This window comes from Microbacterium rhizomatis (genome assembly GCF_008710745.1).
Classification (GTDB): domain Bacteria; phylum Actinomycetota; class Actinomycetes; order Actinomycetales; family Microbacteriaceae; genus Microbacterium; species Microbacterium rhizomatis.
Window position 1 is genome coordinate 135,368 of sequence record NZ_VYSA01000004.1, and the last position, 19,165, is coordinate 154,532.

Genomic DNA, 19,165 nt, shown 5'->3' on the forward strand with positions numbered 1-19,165 from the left:
GGTCGATCACCTCTCTCTGTAGGGGTCTACGGGGCTGCTGGCGGTCTTGGTGATTGTGATCGATCCCGGCATCCCTGGGAACGAGATGTCGGCGGTCGCGATTGTGCAGGCGATGGTCGCGGTGACTGTTCCGGTCTGGCCGATGCCGGTGCTGAGGCCGTTGCCTCCGATCTGGACGTCGAGGTTGATGCAGGTGACGTTGCTCCCGAGAGCGGCCGCGGCCGCAGCCTGTGCATGGGGGACGGCGTCTTCGACGGTGCGGGAGATGGATGCGTCTCTGGCGGCCGCGTACGCGGCGGCTTGCACCGTATTGGCTGCCGCGCCGCCCCGACCGGCGTACACGATCAGGCCGAGCAGGGTGAGTGCGGTGAGGGCGAGGATGGTCCACCCCGGAAGATCATCGAGATCGCCGGCTTCGTTGCGGATGATGCGCCGGATCATGTTCATGGTGCCGGCACCCATCTTTCGACGGGCCCCGTGTGGCTGCGCGTGATGGTGGGGAAGGTCACACCGGGAATGAGGGAGACCGGCTGCCCAGTGACGGTCACGGTCACCGTGTCGGCCGTGCGGTTCACCGCAACCTGCGGGTTGATGAGCAGCCCGGTGCCGTCGAGCAGCTGGTCCGCCGTGGCGATACCAGCGGTTCCGTCTGACTCGTAGGCGCGAGCGACCGTGTATCCGGCTTGGGCTGCGGTGTTGGCGGCGTCGGTGCCGAGGTACCAGGTCGCTGCCTGGAGGCCCAGGAACAGCAGAATCAGGCTGGCGGGGACGAGGATCGCCGTTGAGGCGTATCCCTCCTCCCCCGCCAGCCTTCTTCTGGTGGTCCGGAGCCATATGCGCATGCGCGGATTAGAACCCGTTGAGGCGCGACGTGATGTATCCCTGACCCCACGTGAAGATGAACGTCGCGATGGCGATCGCCGCGGCGCCGCCGACGGTGATCCAGATCGCCTTCCAGGCGGCATCGTCCAGGCCGGACTCGGGCTGCTCGGTGAGACGGTCTACACCATCGCGCACGCGTGCCTGCGTGGTGATGACCGCCTTGGTGACCTTGTCGGAGATGGTACTCATGATGTGGGTTTCCTTTCGGTGTGGTGGTGGTGGTTCAGATGCTGGCGAGTTGAAGAACGGACGGAACGATCATCAGCGCGAGGATCGGGATGATGGTGCAGTAGACGGGGATGTCCATCTTGCTGGTGACTCTTTCTGCAGCATCCTTGTCGGAGGCTGCGACTTGGGCGCGGAGCATGTCACATGCGGACAGCAGCTGCTCACGCAGACCGACGCGGGCTTCGGACAGTCGCATGGTGCGGGCCATGTCGACGAGCGCGGGGACGCCTACGGTCCCACCGAGCCGCTCGAGCGCATCCCATTTGCTGGTGCGGGTGAGTTCTGCTGCTTGGTACTCGCGGCGGATCCGACGAAACACCCACGAATCGGAGACGGACGCGGCTGAGGAGAGCGCCGCATCTGCTGTTGTGTTGCCGAGCAGCGCGACGGCGACCAGCTGCAGGTAGACCGTCACGAACCGGGTGAACTCTCGTCGCGCTTCTTTCGTCTTGGAGCGCACGTTGGAGTCGGGGATGATCCAGAAGATAAAGGCGAGGATCGGGGCGAACAGGACGGGGATCGGGAAGCTCAGCCCGCCCAGCTGCAGGATGGCAGCGAACCCGAGCGGAACGGCGAAGCCGATCGCAGCCATCTTGAGCTTGTCCGCGTAGAACTGAGCGACAGGGATCTCGAGCAGGTCGAGCTCTGCAGTGGGTGAAATGAAGAACGGGACGCTTGGAGCGCGGCGGGAGACCCAGGCGCCGGCCTTGTCCCAGCCGGCGAGGGCTTTCGCGGGTGCCGCACTGGGGATGGAAACTTCGCCAAGTCGAGTGAGCGCGTCGCCGGCGCGGATGGTGCGCGGCGCATACGTGAGCATCAGGATGGCCAGACCGGTGCCAGCGGCGAGTCCGGGGATGATGGCCAGGAGCACGGGGTTCAACGCTCCACCTCCATCGGGGTGTTGCTGAGTACGATGCGTGACTCGGGGCGGAAGCGCGTCTGCGACTTCGCCCAGGCGAGGATGAGAGTGAAGACGCCGACGATCACGAGGAGCGCAATCTGCCCAATGGGGGTTCGGTAAAACGCGATCGTCGGTGTGCCGGAGAACACGATGAGGCCAACGAGCACCAGGGCGACGATGCCGGTCATGACCTGCATGGTGCGGCGCGGCTTCTCCCGCTCGTTGAAGATCTCCATCCGCTGCTTCGCCTGGACGGCCAGGGTGTCGGCAACGGCGGAAAGCGCACGAGCGAGGCCGCCAGCGTTGAACTGGGCAGCTTGGATCAGATACACGGTGACCTCGTCGACGTAGGCGCTGTCGAGTTCGTCGGCGAACGCCTTGAATGCTTCGGCGGCTGACCAGGAGGTCGACATGCGCGCGTGGAGCCGGTCCACGGCACCGCGCAACACTGTCGGGGTGGCACCACGGGTGATGCCGATGACTTCGCGGAGGGTGTACCTGCCTGTGTCGGCAGTGGACGCGAGCGATCGGGCCCACGCCTCGAGGGCGATGATGAGCTGCTGCTCGCGGGTGTCCTGCTTACCCAGAAGCAACGGCAGTCCCACAACCGCGGCGGGAACGATGATGATCAGCAGCGGGAGGGCCGTGATCAGCGCTGCGAGCAGGCCGATGACGAGGCCGATGATCAGGCGCAGTCGTGTTCCTCGGCTCACTTTTCGCCAACGTTGGGCCAAGGTCGCTTGCGTCTTGACGTGCTTCTCGGGCTTGGGTGGTGCGGGCCGGAAGTAAGCGACGATCATCACGAGGCCGGCGAGGAGGAGGGCGCCGGTGATTGCTGCGGGCAGGATCATCGCGCCTCCCAGGGGATTCCGCTGGTGCGACTGGCTCGCTCGAGCATCGGGCGGAGCTTGTCTTCGCTGGGCTTCTCGGGTTCGGTGTAGATGCCTTTGTCCCAGTCCCACTGGAAAAGCTTGGAGGCCATGGGTTCGAGGCGGTCGTTGGCTCGGACCTCGGCGATCTCGGAAACGATGCGGGTTCGGGTGCCATCGCTGTTCTCGATGAAGTCGAGGTAGATGATGATGTCGATGCTGCGGAGGATCTGGCGCAGCGGGACGGTGTCGGCGGCCAGGCCGTATTCGCTCATCAGCATGTCGGCGAAGCGGTGGATGGCGTCGTCGGCGCTGCGGGCGTGGATGGTGGAGATGGAGCCTCGACCGGCCTGCATCGCTTTCATCGCCCAACCGGATTCTGGTCCGCGCATCTCGCCGTAGAGGATGCGCTGCGCGGAGGACCGCAGCGATTCGTAGAACGCGTCGCTCAGGCTGTAGGACGCGGTGACGTCGGTTCCGGAGAACATGGCCGGCATGTACTGCAGGTCCTGGACCTGGGCGTGACGGGCGCCCTTGTTGAGGTAGAGCTCGCGTTCCGTTTCGATGGTGACGATCTTCTCGTCCCACGGGACGGCCGCCATCCATGCCCGCAGGAACGTCGTCTTTCCAGTGCCGGGAAAGCCTCCGATGAGCGCCGAGCAGTTTGCCCGCGAGGCGAGCGTGAGGAAGGTCTTCATCTTCTCGGTGATGGTGCCGATGTTGACCATGTCGTCGAGGTCGACGTCGACGAGGTTGTGCTTGCGGATGGTGAGGTTGGGCACGCTGGTGATCGGCACGCCGGTTGCGGAGAGCCGTGCACCGCCGATGTCCAGGTCGAGGTGGCCGCCGGGCCGGGAGAAGGAGCGGCCGCGCCAGGAGGCGATGTCGGAGATCATCTGCTCGAGGTCGCTGGCGTGGTCGGTGAGCGGCGGGCGTTGCTCGCGGCGGCCGGTCGACTTGGTGACCATGACGTTGTCGTGTCCGACGATGCTGACGTCTTCCACGTCGGGTTCCCGCAAGTACTGCTGCAGCCTTCCGTAGCGGAACGCGTTGTCAAACACGGCTTGTACGTGTTGGGCGCGTTTGCGCGAGGACCACTCGTTGTCGCTGCCCAGGTTGACCACGCGCCACTCCGCGTGCCTGGTGACCAGCCGAGTGATCTCCGAGAGTGCCTGCTCCTCGAAGGGGGTCTCGGGCGTCGCGGCTGCGGTGGCCACGTCGAACTCGGCGCGCGTGCGACCGGCGCCGTCTTCGTTGAGGGTGAGCTGCTTGGTGAGCGTGTCCACCGTGTTCCAGTCGACGTCGTCGAGGAGCGCCTCAACGATCGTCACCGGTGCGACGGAGGGGTTACGTCGGGTGGTCGGCGGCGATGCGGCAGAAGCGGGCATCTGGTAGTTGTCGGGAAGGACTGCGGAGGTGGGTGCAGAGAACGTGGGTCGCTCATTCTCTGCGACGCGGTGCAGGTGTGTGCGGCCGGTTGCCGCAGCGAACAGGTGCGGGTTCTCGGCGGCGGTGCTGCCGGAGGGTCGTGACGTTGCGTCTGCGGTGTTCGCCAGCATGTCGCCCAGGAAGGGGCGGGTGCTGATCTCGACCGTGGGAATGGATTCGTCGCTCATGTCAGCTGGCGCTCCGATCGAGATCGCTGTAACCGATGATGCTGCCCAGGGAAGTGATGACGCTGCGGATCCGCTGACGGTAGCTGTTTCGATTGGGCTTGATGTCGGGTCGGCCGACGGAGAAGGTGCCGGCGCCCTGTGGGTCGAAGGGCAGCACGCCGAGGACAGGGAGCACGTTGGTTATGAAGTCCGACGCGGGCAGCTGCTCGGCGACGGCTTCGGTGAGCAGCAGGTAGAACTTCTCGTTGCCGACCACGTCGATCCGCTGGGCTAGGTCGGGGATCTCGAGGCGCCGGTAGAGACGGTTCAGGTCGACCATGGTCGAATGCGCGCACAGGAGTACTCGGTCGGCGGTGTCGATCAGGGGCAGACGTACGTCGTCGCGTCCGATTCTGCCCAGGTCGAGGATGACGTCAATGCCTGCTTCGGAGAGTGAGCGGAGCAGCTCGGGGAGTCTGGCCCACAGGCCGCTGACACCGTCGGTGATGCCCAGGTGGAAGAAGCCCGGGACGACCCACATCTCGTGCTGCGGGGGAAGTGCGGGGATCGGGGCGGTCTTGACCGGTGGCAGGTCGTGGACGGCGATCGCGAGGTAGCGTTCGGGGTCGAGGAGGTCTTCTCGAGTGAGAATGCCTCGGCTGTAGGCGAGCTGCACCTTCTCGATGCCGCCGAGCTCGGGGAGCAGGTTGGATCGGAAGAATCCGGGCATCGCACTGGTGACGGCATTGGTGTCGGCTTCGATCACTACGACGGGACGCGGCCAGTGCACGCCGAGGGCGAGCGCTGCGGTGCTCACGCCCGGGGATCCGCTGATGCTGGCGAGGGCGATGACTGCCACGGTCAGTTCGCCGGGGAGAGATAGATAGCGACCCCGCCGGCGGCAGCGAGGCTGGCCACATTCGCGGCGGAGCGTGCGTCGACGTAGACGTCGACCACGACGGTGCCGGTGGTGTTCGCGGAGGTTCGCACCTGAGAGACGGTGGCCTGGACGGTGGTGGAGGGATCGACCGTGGTCGGCACACCGGTGGCGGATTGGGTCGCGACGGGCACGATGACGATCTCGTCGCCACCGACCAGGGTCTGCGCGGGGAGCTGGCTGCTTTTGAGCTCGAGTCCGACCAGCGCTTGGCCGGAGGGGACGGGGAGGCTGGTGGTGAGGTCGCTTTGGGTGATCATGCCGCCAGCAGCGATGTCGCCGGCGGCGATCTTGCCGATGACGTCGTCGGCTCGCGCGACGGGGATGGCTTGGGTAGTCTGCCCCGCTGCCAGGGCGATGGTGGTGAGGTCGTCTCGGTCGATCGTGTCTCCGCGGGCGATCGTGCTCGCGGCGACGAAGACCTGTTCGGTGTTACTGGCCGTCGTGTAGACGAAGGCACCACCGATGGCGCCGAGGAGGACGAGGACGATGGCGGCGGCGAGCCAGATGCCGGAGCGTCGTGTACGGACCGGTGGCACGGCCGCCGTGCCGGCGGAGCTCTGGCCGCGAGAGTGGGACTTGTCCGCCTTCGTCTCAGCCGGCGTCGTGTCGGTTGCTGTGGTCACCGTCGTCCTTTCGCAAGTGTCTCCACCCACAAGGGGTGGGAGCAGAGACCCAGAGTCGACATATTGGGTGCATGCTGAGCTCGCGCCTCCGCCTTTGGGGGCGAATTGCAGACAGCCTAATCAGCTTTCGAGAACTTCGAAAGCCGATTATGCCTGAAGTGGTGATGTTATGTCGGCGTGCGCGAAAAATATGTCCCCCGAACGGGGGACACCGTCCGCTGAGCGCCCTTGCTTACCGCCGGGGGTGCGCGCGAGGAGAAGGCAGCCAGGAGGCAAGGCGCACGGGCGGTGACGCGACTGTTCCGGGTCAGTTGCCGGTGATCAGCGCGGTGATGCAGTGCAGCCGCTGGTCCACGGCATCCCGGTCGACCCACCAGATCAGGCGGTTGAATCCGGATGCCTTCCCGGCGCGGGTGGGATCCATTTCGGGGATGAGGATGCCGGCGTCGACGAGGGGCTTGATGTGGAAGGTGAGGGTGCTGCGCGCGATGCCGAGTTGGTCCATGAGTTGGTCTGCGGTGACTTGACCGTCTCGGTAGGCGATGCGGATGATTCCCACACGCGAGGCCGATAGTCCAATCGTCTTGACCAGATCAGCGAGAAGGTCGGAGGAGTCGTCGGGCATGCTGGCCATTGTGCCAGCGAGTATGGCGGGGTACCGCAACGGCCGCAGGAGACGGTACGAGCTGCCCGTTGCGGTCGCTCAGCCACTCCACCCTTGAAGCGGTCTGAGTTGTAAGTTCGGCATCTATCGGTAGATATGGAAGGAGTGGTGCGCTGCAATAGCACAGCCGGTCAACCGTCTACCTCGAAAACGCTCTTCAAGCAGTTTCGGCACGGAGTTTCGGCACAGCGTGTCAACGTCGCCGCGGTGATGCCCGCGGCTGTAGGTTCCGCGCGGAATTGGCGGTTTCCACGGATAGGTGTCGGGCAAATGTCGGTTTCCGTCATTTGCCTTGGACGTTCGTGTCAAACAGTGCATGAGATTGACAAGTCGGGGAGGCAACGGGTGGTCGGGCGGCGGAGAAGACGGAACTCACGTGTGGGTGGTGGACACGTCTAAGAGAAACCAACAGACAGGAGTTTCTCGTGGGAGTCCTTACTTCGATGGGTGTAGTTATCGTTCTTGGCCTAGGACTCGTCGCGCCGCCGCCAGAGGCGGCTGGGGATAGTGCCGAAGTCTGCACAATCGGAGGGCTGTCGGTTCCGGATGGCGCTCCAACACCGACTGACGTGCCGCTGGTGATGTCGTGCTTCGAGACGCTGGCGGAAGCGGAGGAGTTCGTCGAAGCGGGCGCGCCAGGTGACCTTGAGCAACTCATCCCGCGGGCACGCGGTGGAGCGACTCTGAGCACGGTGATCGTGGGAAAGCAGTACACGGGAACGTCGAGGTCGGGCGCTGTTCTCGTTCAATGGGGAACGGGGAGCGGTTGCTACGGCGTGACTTATGGATACCCGTCAATGCCATTTGGGTGGAACGATGAGGTCCGTTCGTCGGAAGGGTTTAGCAATTGCTGGGTGAGCAACTACACCGCGACAAGCTACGGCGGTAGCAGTCCTGAACTGCACGCCATACTGCTCATCGATGGGCTCATTTGCGGCGGTGACTTCCTCGGTTGTCTACCGACCCTCCGGGACATTCGGCTGATACGGATGAAGTCGGAGAACTGAACATTCAATCCTCGCCGGCACTACCGCCGCCTCACCCTCGTCTGTGACGCATAGCGTGAATTCGTGCGGGACCGCTCCTCGAGTCGGCTGCGGGTCTAGGGGGTCGGCGCCGACCAATGCTCCTGCCTCCCACATGTCTTCACACATCGCGATTGCATCATCGATCGGCAGTGCACCGTCAGAAGACGCGACGGTAGCCGCCGCGCCAGAGAGTCGATCGCCGCTGCCGAGCTTGGCGTCGGAAAGGCAATGGACGACGAAGGAATCCGTCACAGGTTCAGGAGCCAGGAGGGTGACCCCTGCAATCCCAGCCGCACCCACAACAACTATTCCTGCGCCCACGAGGCCTAGCCGTCCGTACCAGCGCTTGTACCAGGGCAGCCTGGTCAGGTCGGCGCGCATCTGAGAGACGAGTAGATCTTCGATTTCTGCACCGTGCGGCATGCGATCGCTCATGCGGGGGCCTCTTCCGCGTTAGGTGAGTGGTCGCGCAGACTGACGCGCAGGCGACCCTTCACACGGTGCAGCTGTGATTTCGCGGTGCCCTCTGGAATCCCGAGCACCGTGGCGGCCTCCTGCGGTCCGAGTCCCTGAACTATGCACAACAGCACAATGCTCGCATCCCGCGCGTTGAGACCGCCAAGCACCATCTGCACATCCTGCGCGATGTAGATCGCGTCGACCACCCGTGCGACCTCGTCAGCATGATCCGGTTGAGCATCGGACGCGGGTAGTTTTCTCAACAGCCGCTGGTAACGCCGGCGCCCTCGCACTTGATTCTTCGCCACGTACGAGACCGTTCTGATCAGCCACGGCAGGACAGAGTCACCGACGAGCCGCACCGAATCTCGCTTCCGCCACAGCTCAAAGAAGGCACTACTCGCCACTTCCTCGGCGTCCCAAACGGAATCCACGAGAGCAAGCGCGACGCGATATGCCACCCTTTCGTGCCTCCGAAACAGAATGCGGAAGGATCGCTCGTCTCCCCGCGAAAGCTGAAACAGCAGCTGACCGTCAGATGGATCGTTTTCGCCTGCCACTGGCCGCTCCCTCTGCTGATGGATGCCCATCCTAATTTGCCTGGGATTACGAGTTCAGGTCAGAAGACTCCCGAGATGGAACCGGCGCGGCCGCGCGGACATTTCGTAGTAGACGATTCGCGCGGGGCGGGTCGAGATCAAGGAGTAGTCATGAAGAATCGGATACTCACGGCCACGCTGACGGTGGCCGTCTTGGCTGGGGTGGGACTCATCGCGCCAACCGCAGCGTCCGCGGCGGAGAGCGAGGATCAGCCGACAAGCACTCGGGTCGAAACGACGATGTATGTGACGGGGTACGACGAGGCCGTGGCGCGAGCGAACGGTTACGAGATCATCACCTACGACGACGGATCGTGGGAATCTGTCGCGGTCACCGAGCAAGCCAAAGCGGAGAACGCTGAGACAGGGATCATGACACCGCAGCGCAGCCTGGCGACGGCTCGACTGCTGCGCGAGGTACCGTCTATGGCCCCTGTGGTTCGTCCTTCGTGGACGCGAGTGCGAGTGGCCGTCTCGTCACCGCTGTGACGGGGTACAGCGTTACCGGCCCTGTGTCGAACCGCATCTACTGGGACGTCACGTTCTGGTCGGGATACGGTGCGACGACTCTCAGCTGGCCGTCCGGTCCCTCGCCTGCCACCTGGACCGGCGCGGGAAGTGTGCTTTACGCGAGCTCAACGAGCGGGACGGCGATCGCCGGCGGTGCGGTCATCCTGACCACTGGCACGGTCTGTGGCGCTGGGTTGCCATCAGACGGGTTCTAGCCCATCAGGTGGGGAGTCGGTCGCACGAGGCCGGCTCCCCATGCATGGCATTTCAATCTCAGTGGCTACTCTGACGGGGCTTGACTTTGTCGGACATAGTCCGTGAACTCACGTAGGTGGAGACTTCGCAATGGAACTTCTAGGGCAGTCCGACAGGGTGCCAATGACAACCGACATCGTAGGAATTGCACCGGTGGTGGTCTGGGGTGATGATGTCCCGCATCGGCTCCTGTACCTGCGGAGAATCTGGAACCTCAACATCTCGCCAGACGATCTGGCCCGGGTCATCGAGACCCCGGAGCCTGCATCCTCCCAGCGAGATTCCCGCGAGCGGATGTGGCTAGAAGCCTGGCAGCAGGCATGGGTCTGCAACCAACTTCTCTACACGCACCCACTTGCTGAGGGCATCGACATTCCTGATCAGCAACCAGCTGAGTGGTTCACAGATGCAGGCCCGGACGGCGTCTGGGATGAGAAGTATCGAAGCTGGCAGACGGGGGTCTCCCAGGCGCAGGGCAATCTCCGCGATCGTCACACCTCACTCACCCTCCGTGCCGAGGCGGCGGCGGGACGAGGACTCGCATCGATTTACGTTGTTCCCGTTGAAGGGCGCTGGGCAGCGTCAAGAGGGAGCATCCTGGCGGTCTCGCCCGACACCTTCGGCTCAGATACCGCGCTGATCACGCTTCTCGACGGTGTCTAGCCGGGGGAGAATCGGCTCCTGCCGCCTAGTCCGAAGGTGAGCGCCGGCGTCAACACCGCTCGGGTGCCCGTCGAGAGTAGATCGGCTGGTCGCGCTCGTCGCCGCAGTCAACGCGGTGTCGTACCGCGAAGCTTAGGAATCGCCATCTGGCATGGAAAGCTGAGCCCGACGCTACCGCCAATTGCCGTGGAATCCCGGGAACAATGGCCATCTTGGGCGAGACCCTACAGCGGCCGCGCCGGAATCGATCGTTTACGGCCATACCCGTTGGGCTTTACATTTAGCGACAGCCACACAAGAAGGCTCAACGTGGGGAATGGGGACGGCGATGTGGAATGACAGCGGCAACGAAGACTACGAAGGTCGGGATGTGTACTGGCACAAGCGGGATGACGGTCGGTTGGACGTCTTCCCCGGCGGAGTGCCCTCGAGCGGCATCAGCCATGACCACATCGTCTTGGAAGGCGCCGACGTTTCTTCCTGGGGTCTCGGATACAAGATCACGGGCGGACGCGTCATTTACAAGCGCGTGAACGGTTTCGAAGAGGTCAGCGCTCCGTTCGGCCTCCGCATCTGAGCCGAAACGGCAGCGGAGATTGTCCGGATCGGCACGACATCGCAGCCATTGGCGATCGTCGCATTTCTGAGGGGTTCGGATGACTGCACACAACTTCGGGGCGTTGCGCCGCGCTGTCCTCGACGCATCGCTGTCCGATAGCTGGGCGCACGCCGTCCAGGAGTGGCAGGTGGTCGGCGTTGAAGAAGATTCACGGCGCGCCGGCATCTGCGTATGCGGAAAGACCGGACTCCTCTATCTATATTCGATCAACAATCGGCACACCCAGGAGACTCTGTTTCCGATTGGGAGCAGTTGCGTCAACCTGTTCGAGGTCGAAGAGCTTGATATCAGTGTCGCCGTGCTCAGGCGGCTCTTCGACCTCCGAACCGCATTCGCACGAGGGAAACGTGTTGACCTCACCAGCGAGTACTTCTCTCGAGCGGTGCTTGCCGACCTCTGGGAAAACGGGGCTTTCCCTCCGAACGAGTTCAACCGATCCAATGGAGCAAACGACTACAAGTTCCTCCTCGATCTGTTCAATCAACGTCACGAGATCACGGACAACGAAGGACGAAAAGTCTGGGTACTGCTGAACCGAACGATCAGAGACTTCGTGATCAACGACGCGCGCCTCGGGTAGGCACCTCAGCGTCCGAAGCCGAGTCCAGCGGTCCAGCGGTAGCCTGGTGGCATCACGCGTCTGCCGTGTGTCAGGGAGACGGGATACCCAATGGGACTGGACTACCAAGACCTGGATGCGGCGACGCGCGCAGCGATGGCCGCGGAAGTCGACCATGACATTGCGGCGGGCGCGCTCTATCTCAGCCCGCGCCTCACCGAACAGGGCGCACGCGAGTGGCCCGACCTGCTTCGCGCAGCGGTCACGAGCGGAACTGACGACGGGCTCGCGCAGCAGCTGATAAGACAGGGCCTTCTCAACACTCAGGAACAGAGCCATCGAAACGGCAAGACGTTCTGGAAAGCCGTGCCCGTGACCGCACCCGCCACCCTTGCCGAGGGCGAGTTCAACAGAATGTATCTGCGTGGCATCGCCGCTCGCGGCGTTGCAGAGAACCGGGACATCGAGATCTACCGTGGACGATACTCCGCCAACCCGCGCCGAGAATCTCAAGCACTCGAGGGCCAACGCCGTCCCGCCGACGCGCTCTTGGAGGATCTCCGAACGCATATCGGGGTCGATGGGGTCTTGGGCCTGCCCCCGGGCCCGAATTCTGGGCTCACGGGGAAACTTACCTAGCCGACGCCCGCAGTATCGTCCACACTTCGGAAGGCCAGCCATCATGACGCGTTTCACCGTCAACGATCCGCTCGACGCCGAACAGTATGACGGCCCCGGCACGGTGACGGCCGTTACGGCGCTCGTAAAGAAATACCGGCCCCGCGTGAGCTACACCAACGCACACGGGCCGTTGCATTTCTACAACAGCGGACCCGACCTCACCGTCGAGCTATCGGACTGGGTCGTAGCGGTCGGAGACGACGTTGTCGTCATGAAACCGGACGTCCTCAACCGCTGGGCGAGCATCACCCCCGCCTGACGCTCAGAACTCGCCGTCAACACAACCCGAGTCGTGCGCCGAAGGGACGGGCGCAGCGGGCATGTCATCACGCCCTGACCCCTTCTGGCTCGCCTCAGGCGACTGCTGCGTCGCGGATTTCGTGTATTCCGTCGACGAGGCTTGCGAGCGTGCGGGCACTGAGCTGATGTTCGCCGCGGCTCTTGTATTCCTTGTTGACAAGTTCACGAAGCTCCAGCGCGCGACGCAGTCGCTTCGCTTCGGCTTCGGGCCGCCAGGCAGGGGGCGTGTTCTGCAGGAACGCCATCTCTGCCGCCCTGGCGTGAAGATAATGCGTCCGGTGATCGGTGGTCGGGCCGGTCAGCGAGTGAGCACACGCTCCGAGCCTGCAGCGGCCGATTCGAGTCCGGATATCACTGTGCCCCAAGAGCGCCTCGGCGCGCGTCTTCTTCAGCGTCATCGCCAGCCCTGGGAGGTAGACGCCCTCCCATTGGCCACCGCCGATGCGTTTTCCGTTCTCATCGCGCTTAGGTGGAGTGGCCTGACGTGTGTAGTCGCTGGCCAGGTCGACCTTCTCCCCCATGCCGATGCCCACCGAGTATGCGGCGACGTGACCCAGGGCGTACGCGACTTGGCCGATGTTCCCGGAGTGGCCGAGGGTGACCGTGATGCCGTTGGACGTGAAGGCCTGAGCGGCGGCGAAGACGGAGCGGACCTTGGCTATGCTGTCGTTCTCGCCGCCGAGGGGTGAGAAGCGCAGGTCGATTTGTTGGAAACCGGCGCGGGTGTATTCGGTGGCGAGCTCGGTGATCAGCCCGACGCTCGTTCTGCTTCTAAGTGCGACGATCGGGCGGACGGGGAGATCCGTGCTCAGCTGCGCGGCTTCGGCAAGTGCCAGGTTGAGGTGAGCGGATCGCTCGTCTCGGCCGAAGAAGTACGCCGGCGTCACCACCGACACCAATCCGTCCTGGGCTGCCAGAACCCGTTCCGTCAGTTCCTGACGGTCGGCGATGCTGGACGCGAGGCGTTCCACGTCGTAACCGTCGTCCCGGTAGCCGGGTAGCTGTTCGAGGTGCAGTCCCGCGTGCTCCAACCTGTCCGTGCGCGGATCGAGCAGCACGTTGACACCTTCCGAGCGCGCGACGTCAGCCAGGTTGGACTGGTGCGCTGCGGTCTTCGCGTCGAGCGAGATCGCCGCCACACCGTCATGGTCGCGGGCAAGGAAGTCTTCGACCTTATGGTGATCCGTTCGGCCGACGTGGAACTCGATACTCATGAATCTTCCCCGTTCAGTGTCCTACCTGTGTGTCATACTACTGGACATATACACGACAGAGAAATGGACACAATAAATTGAGTGCAGTCGCGGCAACAGCCCTAGCGCACAAAGTGACCGGCATCATTGATCGACTGGGGCTGACCCAGGAGGAGGTCGGTGAGATCGTCGACGCGTCGGCACGTTCCGTCGCTCGATGGTCAAGCGGCCAGGTCGTCCCGCAGCGCCTAAACAAGACCCGGCTCCTTGAGCTGGCCTACGTCGCCGACGCCGTCACGGAAATTCTGCCGGCCTCGCAGGCGAACGTCTGGATGTTCTCGCCGAGCCGACTCCTGGAACACGACACCCCCGCCGAACGCATCCACAAAGGTCAGTACCGGGACGTCCTGGATCTGATCGAGGCGATCGCTGACGGGGTGGTCGTTTGAGCGGCGAGCTTGATGAGAATCTTGTCGAAAGAATCGACGAACTCGACCGCCAAAAAATCAGTGGCGAATACCACCGGTACACCGGTGCCCGCCGAGACCCCTTGTCCGGAGCAGGCGCGCGAGCCCATGGCGGCCGGTGGAACCCGCGTGACATCTGCGCCACCATCTACCTCGCGACACCGCGCGAAGCCTGCGCCGGAGAAGCGCGACGCGCCGCCCAGGCACTCGCAACGACGCCCGAAGTGATGCTGCAAGCGCCCTTCCTTCTCCACACCGTGCTTGCCACCGACATCGCTGTTCTCGACCTGGCAGGCCCTGACGCGCTCGAGCGTGTCGGGCTGACCGTCACCGATCTCACCGATGATGACTGGACAGCATGCCAGTCGGTCGGGCATGCGGCCTGGTTCCTCGGATTCCAGGGCATTCTTGCCCCGTCAGCGAGCGGCACCGGCGTCGTGCTTGCCGCCTTCGAAGGGCGCCTCGGACTCCACCAACTCACGGTGACCCGATCGGAACCGTTCACCCCCGACCTGTACACGTCGCTCGCATAAGAGTGCGCGCCCTAAGTACGCGGACGACGGTGACCTGGACTGGGTGACCCACGGTGTAGTCGGTACTCCCCCTCGGCCGGCCGACCGGGATCACTCCCGGTCCGACAGGCTCGAACGGCTTGCCGCCGTTGTACTGCGCTTCCAGCTGCTCGACCTTCTTCATGATCGCTTCGTTGGCGAACCTCGACAGGTTCGTCATGCCGACGTTGCGCATATGGGCGACGATCACGCCGCGCGTGCGAGCGGAGTCGTCGGGGGGTTCGTGAATCGAGAACTTCGGAGGCTTGCCGGGTTTTGTCGCCCTCTCAACGGCGCTCTGCGGAGCTGTAGCGCTTTGTGCCAACTCAGCGGGAGTGGTGGAGGCCAAAGGCGGTGCGGGAGCCTCCTGAGAAGCTCTAGGGCAGTGGGGTGGTCGAACGGGCTCGCACTCGACAGGCTGGATTCGCGGGGTGCAGGACGGTTCATGAGGGATCTCCTTCGATAGCGGCCAGGTGCTCGGCGTAGATCGCTCCGAGCGCGGTTGCTTCCGCACTCCCCCACTCGTCGAGGCCGCGCGCAAGCCTCGGTAGCGTCTGCGATCACGACGCGCTTGGGAATAGGCCGGTCAATCAGACGCAGCCCGCGCGCCGTGGCGGCCGCGCCGAGCTCGTCGACCCAGGCAGCCCCGCCCACAGTGCGTTCCTCGTGCTAGTTGACGATGATTCCGGCGACGCTCAACCCGGGGTTGTAGTACCGCTGCACATTGCCGATCGTATCGAGGAGCTGACCGAGGCCGTCGAGGATCCACTTCTTCGTGTGGGTGACGATCACAGCTCTATCGGCCGCGGTGAGGACGTTGATCGTGAGCTGGTCCAGGGATAGGGGCGGAGTCGATCAGGATCAGGTCGCAGTCCTCGACCACCTGAGCCAGCGCATCCCGCAGCCGAACCTCTCGGCCGGCGCCGGCAATGACGAGTTCATCCCGAACGTTCCCAGTACTGCCCCGGATGTCGGCACGACGTCGAAGCCCGGCCAGAGTCCCGTCACGATGACGTCGCGCATTGTCTCGTCGGCACGGGTACTGACGACGTCGGCCAGGCCCGCCTACTCGGCGTCAACCTCCTCGGCGGTGATGGTTCTCGTGAGGTTGCCCTGCGGGTCGTTGTCGTGTCGTCTCGGACGCACGGGCACTGAAGCCGTCAGCGCGCCCCGCCCGATCTTCCTCCACTGACTCGACGGACGCGTTGCCAGGAGGGGTTCACGCGTAGAAGTACACGAAGTCCTCAGGTGTAGGGCTGGGTCGGTCGGGGTAGAAGATGACGTTGTCGAGGTCTTCGCTCATCGTTTCGTACTCGTCGGCGAACCGTTCGGGGTCATCGATACCGGAGGCGTTGGATGAGGCGAACGCGAACGCGATCTCCCAGCGGTTTTGACGGATCGTGCTCATGGTCACAGCCCTTCCTTGACGGCTGCCGCGATGCGGGCGCGGATCCGGTCGGCGCGCTTGCGGAGGCAGGCCGTGGACAGTCCGAGGTCGTTGGCGATGTCGGCGTGCTTCTCGTCGCTCAGGGCGGTGCGTGACAGGAGCGCCAGCTCTTCGGTGGTGACCAGCTTGATGTCCAACGCCCATGTGAACAGATTGGCGAGCTGCTCTTCGGGTGTGCGCATCGGCTCTTCCCAGGAGCCGGCTTCGATCTCCAAGATGTCCGTGGCCACGGGTGCGGTCTTGTCTGCGATGAAACGGTCGTTGGCGGTCTTCTCCGGGGCCAGGACGCCGAGCATGTTCATGGTCAGGTTGGCCATCACTCGCGCATGCAGGTGCAGCTTGTATTTCCGGATGGACTCCCACGCGGCGCCGATGGCGTATCCGACGCGGTCGTGCCTGTCGAAGTCCTCCAGGGACCGGACACGGTGGGCCATGCGCTGCGCTGCGGGGAACAGAGACTGCAAGACGACGCGTTCGGAGTTGCGGTCGCCCTGGTGGGCGAGGGTGACGAGCTCGTAAAGGAGCTCGTCCTGGCGGGCGCCTTTGACGGCGCGAATCTGCGCGAGCATGGCGCCGGCGGTGTGGAACCCGAGGCTGCCGAACTCGTACTCCTTCGCGGCGATCTGTGTGGTCCATTCGCTGTTAAGGCGGGTCATCAGCGGAGCCGGCCGCGTGCTGGTGATCGACATGTGGGAACTCCCGGGTTGGCGGATGTGGTCCCACACGACGGTCCTCACGCGACGTGTACCCCTGCGTGTATCCGAGGCGGTCACGGCGACGAGATTGCGGCTTGACTTCTGCTGCTGTTCCGCGTGATTGCGGCGATCGCGGGCGTGTATCGCCGGTGCCGAGAAAAGTTCGGTGAGTTTGTCCACTCCGGCTCCCGACTTCCACCCCTTGTAGGTGAGGGAGCCGTGACGCTCCCGCCACAAGTGACGAGGAGAGCGAGAGATGAGCTCACGCGAGGGCCAGGACGATGCGGTCATCGGCGCCGAACTGCTGACACAGCTCGGGGACAACGCGACCGTGCTGGGCGTCTACGACGAAGGGCAGGACATTGCCCTGGACCTCCACGAGGGGCTGTTCTCCCCCACTACTCAGCAGCGGGCGCTGGCCTTCCTCAACTCAGACCGCTACCGCGACGCCGCGTCGAGGTTCCGCCGGCTCACCGGCACCACCGATGCGGCTGAGGAGGCCTCATGAAAAAGCTTCGCAAGACTGCGGCGGCGTCCGCCGACCCGGACGCCGCCGCTCCGACCGCTCTATCGGCGGCCCAGGGTTCCAGCTGGACTCACGGGAGGAGCCTGGCGCAGCGGGCCGTCACAGGGCTGCTGTATGTCGGCATCGCCTGCGGCGTGCTCGCGCTCGGGATGCAGTTGCTGCCTCCCCCTGCCAAGCCAGCGGCAGCCGTTTTGACGGCTGACGGCGGGCTGACTGTTGTCCAGCAGCAGGCCGGTGCATACGCAACAGGATTCGTCGGCGCCTGGCTCAGCGCGACCCGGCAGCAGCCCGGCACGCTTCTGGACTACATCGACGAGTCGAGCACATCGATGCTCAGCGAGAGTCCGTGGGACTACCGAGATCTGGGGATCGTGTCGATCGACCCTGTCGATGAGACGGGCGTGGTGAGCGTGGTCGTGGCGGCCAACATCGAGGAATACGACATGACCTCCGACAAAGGTCTCACCTTCTGGCCGCGCCGGTACTTCTCGGTTCCAGTCCGTATCGCGGACGCCGGATTGGCCGTGGTGGCGCTGCCCACTCCCCTCGCCGCGCCGGTCCGCGACGCCACGAACGTGCAGTTGTCGTACACCAAGACCGTCTCACCAAACAGGTCGGCGCGTACGACGGTCGAGGCGTTCCTCGCTGCGTACCTCGCCGGGTCCGGGGACATCACTCGAGTCATCTCCCCCGGCTCCACGATCAGCGCCGTCCTTCCCGCCCCATATCAGGAGCTCAAGGTCACCGATATCCGCAGCGACCGCGAAGCGTCCGACACGCCTGCTGGCGGCGACGTCGTGCACGTGTTCGCGACGGCAGACGTGACCAGCGCCTCCGGGCAGCGGCTGACAACGACCTACGCACTCACGCTCACCGCGCGTGATGGCCGATGGGAGACGACAACCGTCGATCTCGCACCCCAGGAGAGCTCAACCGGAGCGACCTCCACCACCAAGTCCACACCCACCCCGACCCCCTCGCGCTGAGCGGGTCAACCGAAAGGAACAGCACTCATGGAATCTCTCTCCGACTGGCTCATCGGTCTCTTCGCATCGTGGACCACCGTCGCGCAGGTCGCGGTCGTCTTCCTCGCGATCGTCGTCGTTATCGGCGTCGCGGTCATGACCAACCTCAAGTGGGGCAAGATCATCGTCACCGGTCTCGCGGCCGCGGTGGTCGTGATGCTCGTCAACGGCGGCATCACGCTCTTCTCCGACCGACTCAACACCGAGGTCAACACAGCACCGGCGTCGCACACCATCCAGCTCACCTCCGACGAGGCGAACGTCTGGTCACTTCCGGAGCTCGCCGAACCGGCGGTGTAACCCGTGCCCCAGGAGACCGCCCGCTTCTACACAAAATCCCGCCGATTCCCCAAGATGATCGGCCGGATGAACGACGGCTCGCGCATTCCCGGCGGTCCGTACACGCTCACCCAGGTAGGGGTGGGCGGTGCCGTGTTGCTGGTGATGTTCGCCACCCGCGGCCTGCTGTGGAGCACGGGCGAGATCCTTCTCGACATCCTGTTGACGGCCGTCGTCGCGTTCGCCATCACCTGGCTGGTGGGGCGGCTTCCGATGACCAGACGCAATCTGATGTTCGCGTTCCTGGGCGCCGCGGCCGCCATGTTCAAGCCGTTCGGGGGGAAGTACCAGGGGCAGGTGATCCGCCTCACCGCACCCCACGTCGCAGGCGGCGGCGCCCGCGTACTTCCCCCCGAACCCTCCGTCTCGCTCGTCAACCCTCCCCCGCCGCAAGACGCCGAACGTTCCCTCCCGCCCGTGCAGGCGACACAGCCGCGCCGCGAAGTGTCCCTCACGCCGCCGGCGCCAGCTGTGCCAGCGCACCGCCCCGCAACTGGGCTGGAGCGTCTGCTCACCCAGGTCAACTCCACCAACCGCTAGGAGACCC

The 19,165-nt window shown here is 64.3% G+C and carries 28 protein-coding genes; 13 read left to right on the plus strand and 15 right to left on the minus strand.

Going from position 1 to position 19,165, the window contains the following annotated elements; all coding sequences use genetic code 11:
* Positions 1 to 6: 6 nt before the first annotated feature.
* The 9 genes from F6B43_RS16555 to F6B43_RS16595 form a co-directional block, all read right to left on the minus strand.
* Entirely contained in the window at positions 7 to 462 is a 456-nt protein-coding gene (locus tag F6B43_RS16555; protein ID WP_150450111.1) for a hypothetical protein, read from the minus strand.
* Positions 444 to 842 carry a hypothetical protein gene (locus tag F6B43_RS16560; protein ID WP_150450112.1) on the minus strand — a complete coding sequence of 133 codons (399 nt, stop codon included), beginning with the start codon at positions 840 to 842 and terminating at the stop codon, positions 444 to 446. The genes F6B43_RS16555 and F6B43_RS16560 overlap by 19 nt, the downstream gene beginning before the upstream one ends.
* A 7-nt stretch (positions 843 to 849) precedes the next feature.
* A complete protein-coding gene (locus F6B43_RS16565) occupies positions 850 to 1,071 on the minus strand; it encodes a hypothetical protein (RefSeq protein WP_150450113.1) in 222 nt (73 codons plus the stop codon).
* A gap of 34 nt (positions 1,072 to 1,105) precedes the next feature.
* The gene (locus F6B43_RS16570) at positions 1,106 to 1,981 is read right to left on the minus strand and encodes a hypothetical protein (RefSeq protein WP_246160030.1); all 876 of its coding nucleotides are present in this window, start codon (positions 1,979 to 1,981) and stop codon (positions 1,106 to 1,108) included.
* Positions 1,982 to 1,986: 5 nt separating this feature from the next.
* Positions 1,987 to 2,862 (minus strand): type II secretion system F family protein, encoded by an 876-nt coding sequence (locus F6B43_RS16575; protein ID WP_150450115.1) that lies wholly within the window; start codon positions 2,860 to 2,862, stop codon positions 1,987 to 1,989.
* A complete protein-coding gene (locus F6B43_RS16580) occupies positions 2,859 to 4,496 on the minus strand; it encodes an ATPase, T2SS/T4P/T4SS family (RefSeq protein WP_150450116.1) in 1,638 nt (545 codons plus the stop codon). Before F6B43_RS16580 ends, F6B43_RS16575 begins: the two co-directional genes overlap by 4 nt.
* A gap of 1 nt (position 4,497) precedes the next feature.
* The gene (locus F6B43_RS16585; protein ID WP_246160019.1) at positions 4,498 to 5,292 is read right to left on the minus strand and encodes a hypothetical protein; all 795 of its coding nucleotides are present in this window, start codon (positions 5,290 to 5,292) and stop codon (positions 4,498 to 4,500) included.
* Between the two features lie 44 nt (positions 5,293 to 5,336).
* Entirely contained in the window at positions 5,337 to 6,038 is a 702-nt protein-coding gene (locus F6B43_RS16590; protein ID WP_170285708.1) for an SAF domain-containing protein, read from the minus strand.
* A gap of 307 nt (positions 6,039 to 6,345) precedes the next feature.
* On the minus strand, positions 6,346 to 6,663 hold the full coding sequence (locus F6B43_RS16595; protein ID WP_170285709.1) for a winged helix-turn-helix transcriptional regulator: 318 nt from the start codon (positions 6,661 to 6,663) through the stop codon (positions 6,346 to 6,348).
* Positions 6,664 to 7,127: 464 nt separating this feature from the next.
* On the opposite strand from F6B43_RS16595, the gene F6B43_RS16600 reads away from it, so the two are divergent.
* Positions 7,128 to 7,709 (plus strand): hypothetical protein, encoded by a 582-nt coding sequence (locus F6B43_RS16600; protein ID WP_150450120.1) that lies wholly within the window; start codon positions 7,128 to 7,130, stop codon positions 7,707 to 7,709.
* A gap of 452 nt (positions 7,710 to 8,161) precedes the next feature.
* Here F6B43_RS16600 and F6B43_RS16605 read toward each other — a convergent pair whose 3' ends face one another.
* Complete coding sequence (locus tag F6B43_RS16605; protein WP_170285710.1) at positions 8,162 to 8,749, minus strand: RNA polymerase sigma factor; 588 nt, start codon at positions 8,747 to 8,749, stop codon at positions 8,162 to 8,164.
* 150 nt (positions 8,750 to 8,899) lie between these two features.
* On the opposite strand from F6B43_RS16605, the gene F6B43_RS16610 reads away from it, so the two are divergent.
* The 6 genes from F6B43_RS16610 (at position 8,900) to F6B43_RS16635 (ending at position 12,334) form a co-directional block, all read left to right on the plus strand.
* Positions 8,900 to 9,277 (plus strand): hypothetical protein, encoded by a 378-nt coding sequence (locus tag F6B43_RS16610; RefSeq protein WP_150450122.1) that lies wholly within the window; start codon positions 8,900 to 8,902, stop codon positions 9,275 to 9,277.
* Positions 9,278 to 9,676: 399 nt separating this feature from the next.
* Complete coding sequence (locus F6B43_RS16615) at positions 9,677 to 10,216, plus strand: hypothetical protein (RefSeq protein ID WP_150450123.1); 540 nt, start codon at positions 9,677 to 9,679, stop codon at positions 10,214 to 10,216.
* Positions 10,217 to 10,544: 328 nt separating this feature from the next.
* A complete protein-coding gene (locus F6B43_RS16620; RefSeq protein ID WP_150450124.1) occupies positions 10,545 to 10,793 on the plus strand; it encodes a hypothetical protein in 249 nt (82 codons plus the stop codon).
* Positions 10,794 to 10,872: 79 nt separating this feature from the next.
* A complete protein-coding gene (locus F6B43_RS16625) occupies positions 10,873 to 11,415 on the plus strand; it encodes a hypothetical protein (RefSeq protein WP_150450125.1) in 543 nt (180 codons plus the stop codon).
* A 90-nt stretch (positions 11,416 to 11,505) separates the two neighbouring features.
* Entirely contained in the window at positions 11,506 to 12,033 is a 528-nt protein-coding gene (locus F6B43_RS16630) for a hypothetical protein (protein WP_150450126.1), read from the plus strand.
* A 43-nt stretch (positions 12,034 to 12,076) separates the two neighbouring features.
* Complete coding sequence (locus F6B43_RS16635) at positions 12,077 to 12,334, plus strand: hypothetical protein (protein WP_150450127.1); 258 nt, start codon at positions 12,077 to 12,079, stop codon at positions 12,332 to 12,334.
* A 94-nt stretch (positions 12,335 to 12,428) separates the two neighbouring features.
* Here F6B43_RS16635 and F6B43_RS16640 read toward each other — a convergent pair whose 3' ends face one another.
* A complete protein-coding gene (locus F6B43_RS16640; protein WP_150450128.1) occupies positions 12,429 to 13,589 on the minus strand; it encodes a hypothetical protein in 1,161 nt (386 codons plus the stop codon).
* A gap of 113 nt (positions 13,590 to 13,702) precedes the next feature.
* On the opposite strand from F6B43_RS16640, the gene F6B43_RS16645 reads away from it, so the two are divergent.
* The gene (locus F6B43_RS16645) at positions 13,703 to 14,017 is read left to right on the plus strand and encodes a helix-turn-helix domain-containing protein (protein WP_211368183.1); all 315 of its coding nucleotides are present in this window, start codon (positions 13,703 to 13,705) and stop codon (positions 14,015 to 14,017) included.
* Positions 14,014 to 14,568 (plus strand): RES domain-containing protein, encoded by a 555-nt coding sequence (locus F6B43_RS16650; RefSeq protein WP_150450129.1) that lies wholly within the window; start codon positions 14,014 to 14,016, stop codon positions 14,566 to 14,568. Before F6B43_RS16645 ends, F6B43_RS16650 begins: the two co-directional genes overlap by 4 nt.
* On the opposite strand, the gene F6B43_RS20170 is transcribed toward F6B43_RS16650, so the two are convergent.
* From F6B43_RS20170 to F6B43_RS16670, 4 genes are all read right to left on the minus strand, one after another.
* Positions 14,537 to 14,797 (minus strand): ParB family protein, encoded by a 261-nt coding sequence (locus F6B43_RS20170; protein WP_150450130.1) that lies wholly within the window; start codon positions 14,795 to 14,797, stop codon positions 14,537 to 14,539. The two genes, F6B43_RS16650 and F6B43_RS20170, sit on opposite strands and share 32 nt — an antisense overlap.
* 458 nt (positions 14,798 to 15,255) lie before the next feature.
* The gene (locus tag F6B43_RS19780; protein ID WP_246160020.1) at positions 15,256 to 15,378 is read right to left on the minus strand and encodes a hypothetical protein; all 123 of its coding nucleotides are present in this window, start codon (positions 15,376 to 15,378) and stop codon (positions 15,256 to 15,258) included.
* Positions 15,379 to 15,805: 427 nt separating this feature from the next.
* On the minus strand, positions 15,806 to 16,000 hold the full coding sequence (locus F6B43_RS16665) for a hypothetical protein (RefSeq protein WP_150450131.1): 195 nt from the start codon (positions 15,998 to 16,000) through the stop codon (positions 15,806 to 15,808).
* Complete coding sequence (locus tag F6B43_RS16670) at positions 15,997 to 16,908, minus strand: hypothetical protein (RefSeq protein ID WP_246160021.1); 912 nt, start codon at positions 16,906 to 16,908, stop codon at positions 15,997 to 15,999. The genes F6B43_RS16665 and F6B43_RS16670 overlap by 4 nt, the downstream gene beginning before the upstream one ends.
* 76 nt (positions 16,909 to 16,984) lie before the next feature.
* On the opposite strand from F6B43_RS16670, the gene F6B43_RS16675 reads away from it, so the two are divergent.
* The 4 genes from F6B43_RS16675 to F6B43_RS16690 are packed head-to-tail and all read left to right on the plus strand — an operon-like array spanning position 16,985 to position 19,158.
* Positions 16,985 to 17,236 (plus strand): hypothetical protein, encoded by a 252-nt coding sequence (locus F6B43_RS16675; protein ID WP_150450133.1) that lies wholly within the window; start codon positions 16,985 to 16,987, stop codon positions 17,234 to 17,236.
* Positions 17,233 to 18,240: a conjugal transfer protein gene (locus F6B43_RS16680; protein WP_150450134.1), complete on the plus strand. Its 1,008-nt coding sequence runs from the start codon at positions 17,233 to 17,235 to the stop codon at positions 18,238 to 18,240. Before F6B43_RS16675 ends, F6B43_RS16680 begins: the two co-directional genes overlap by 4 nt.
* A 27-nt stretch (positions 18,241 to 18,267) precedes the next feature.
* Positions 18,268 to 18,579: a hypothetical protein gene (locus F6B43_RS16685; RefSeq protein WP_150450135.1), complete on the plus strand. Its 312-nt coding sequence runs from the start codon at positions 18,268 to 18,270 to the stop codon at positions 18,577 to 18,579.
* Between the two features lie 3 nt (positions 18,580 to 18,582).
* A complete protein-coding gene (locus F6B43_RS16690) occupies positions 18,583 to 19,158 on the plus strand; it encodes a hypothetical protein (protein WP_150450136.1) in 576 nt (191 codons plus the stop codon).
* Positions 19,159 to 19,165 lie beyond the last annotated feature (7 nt).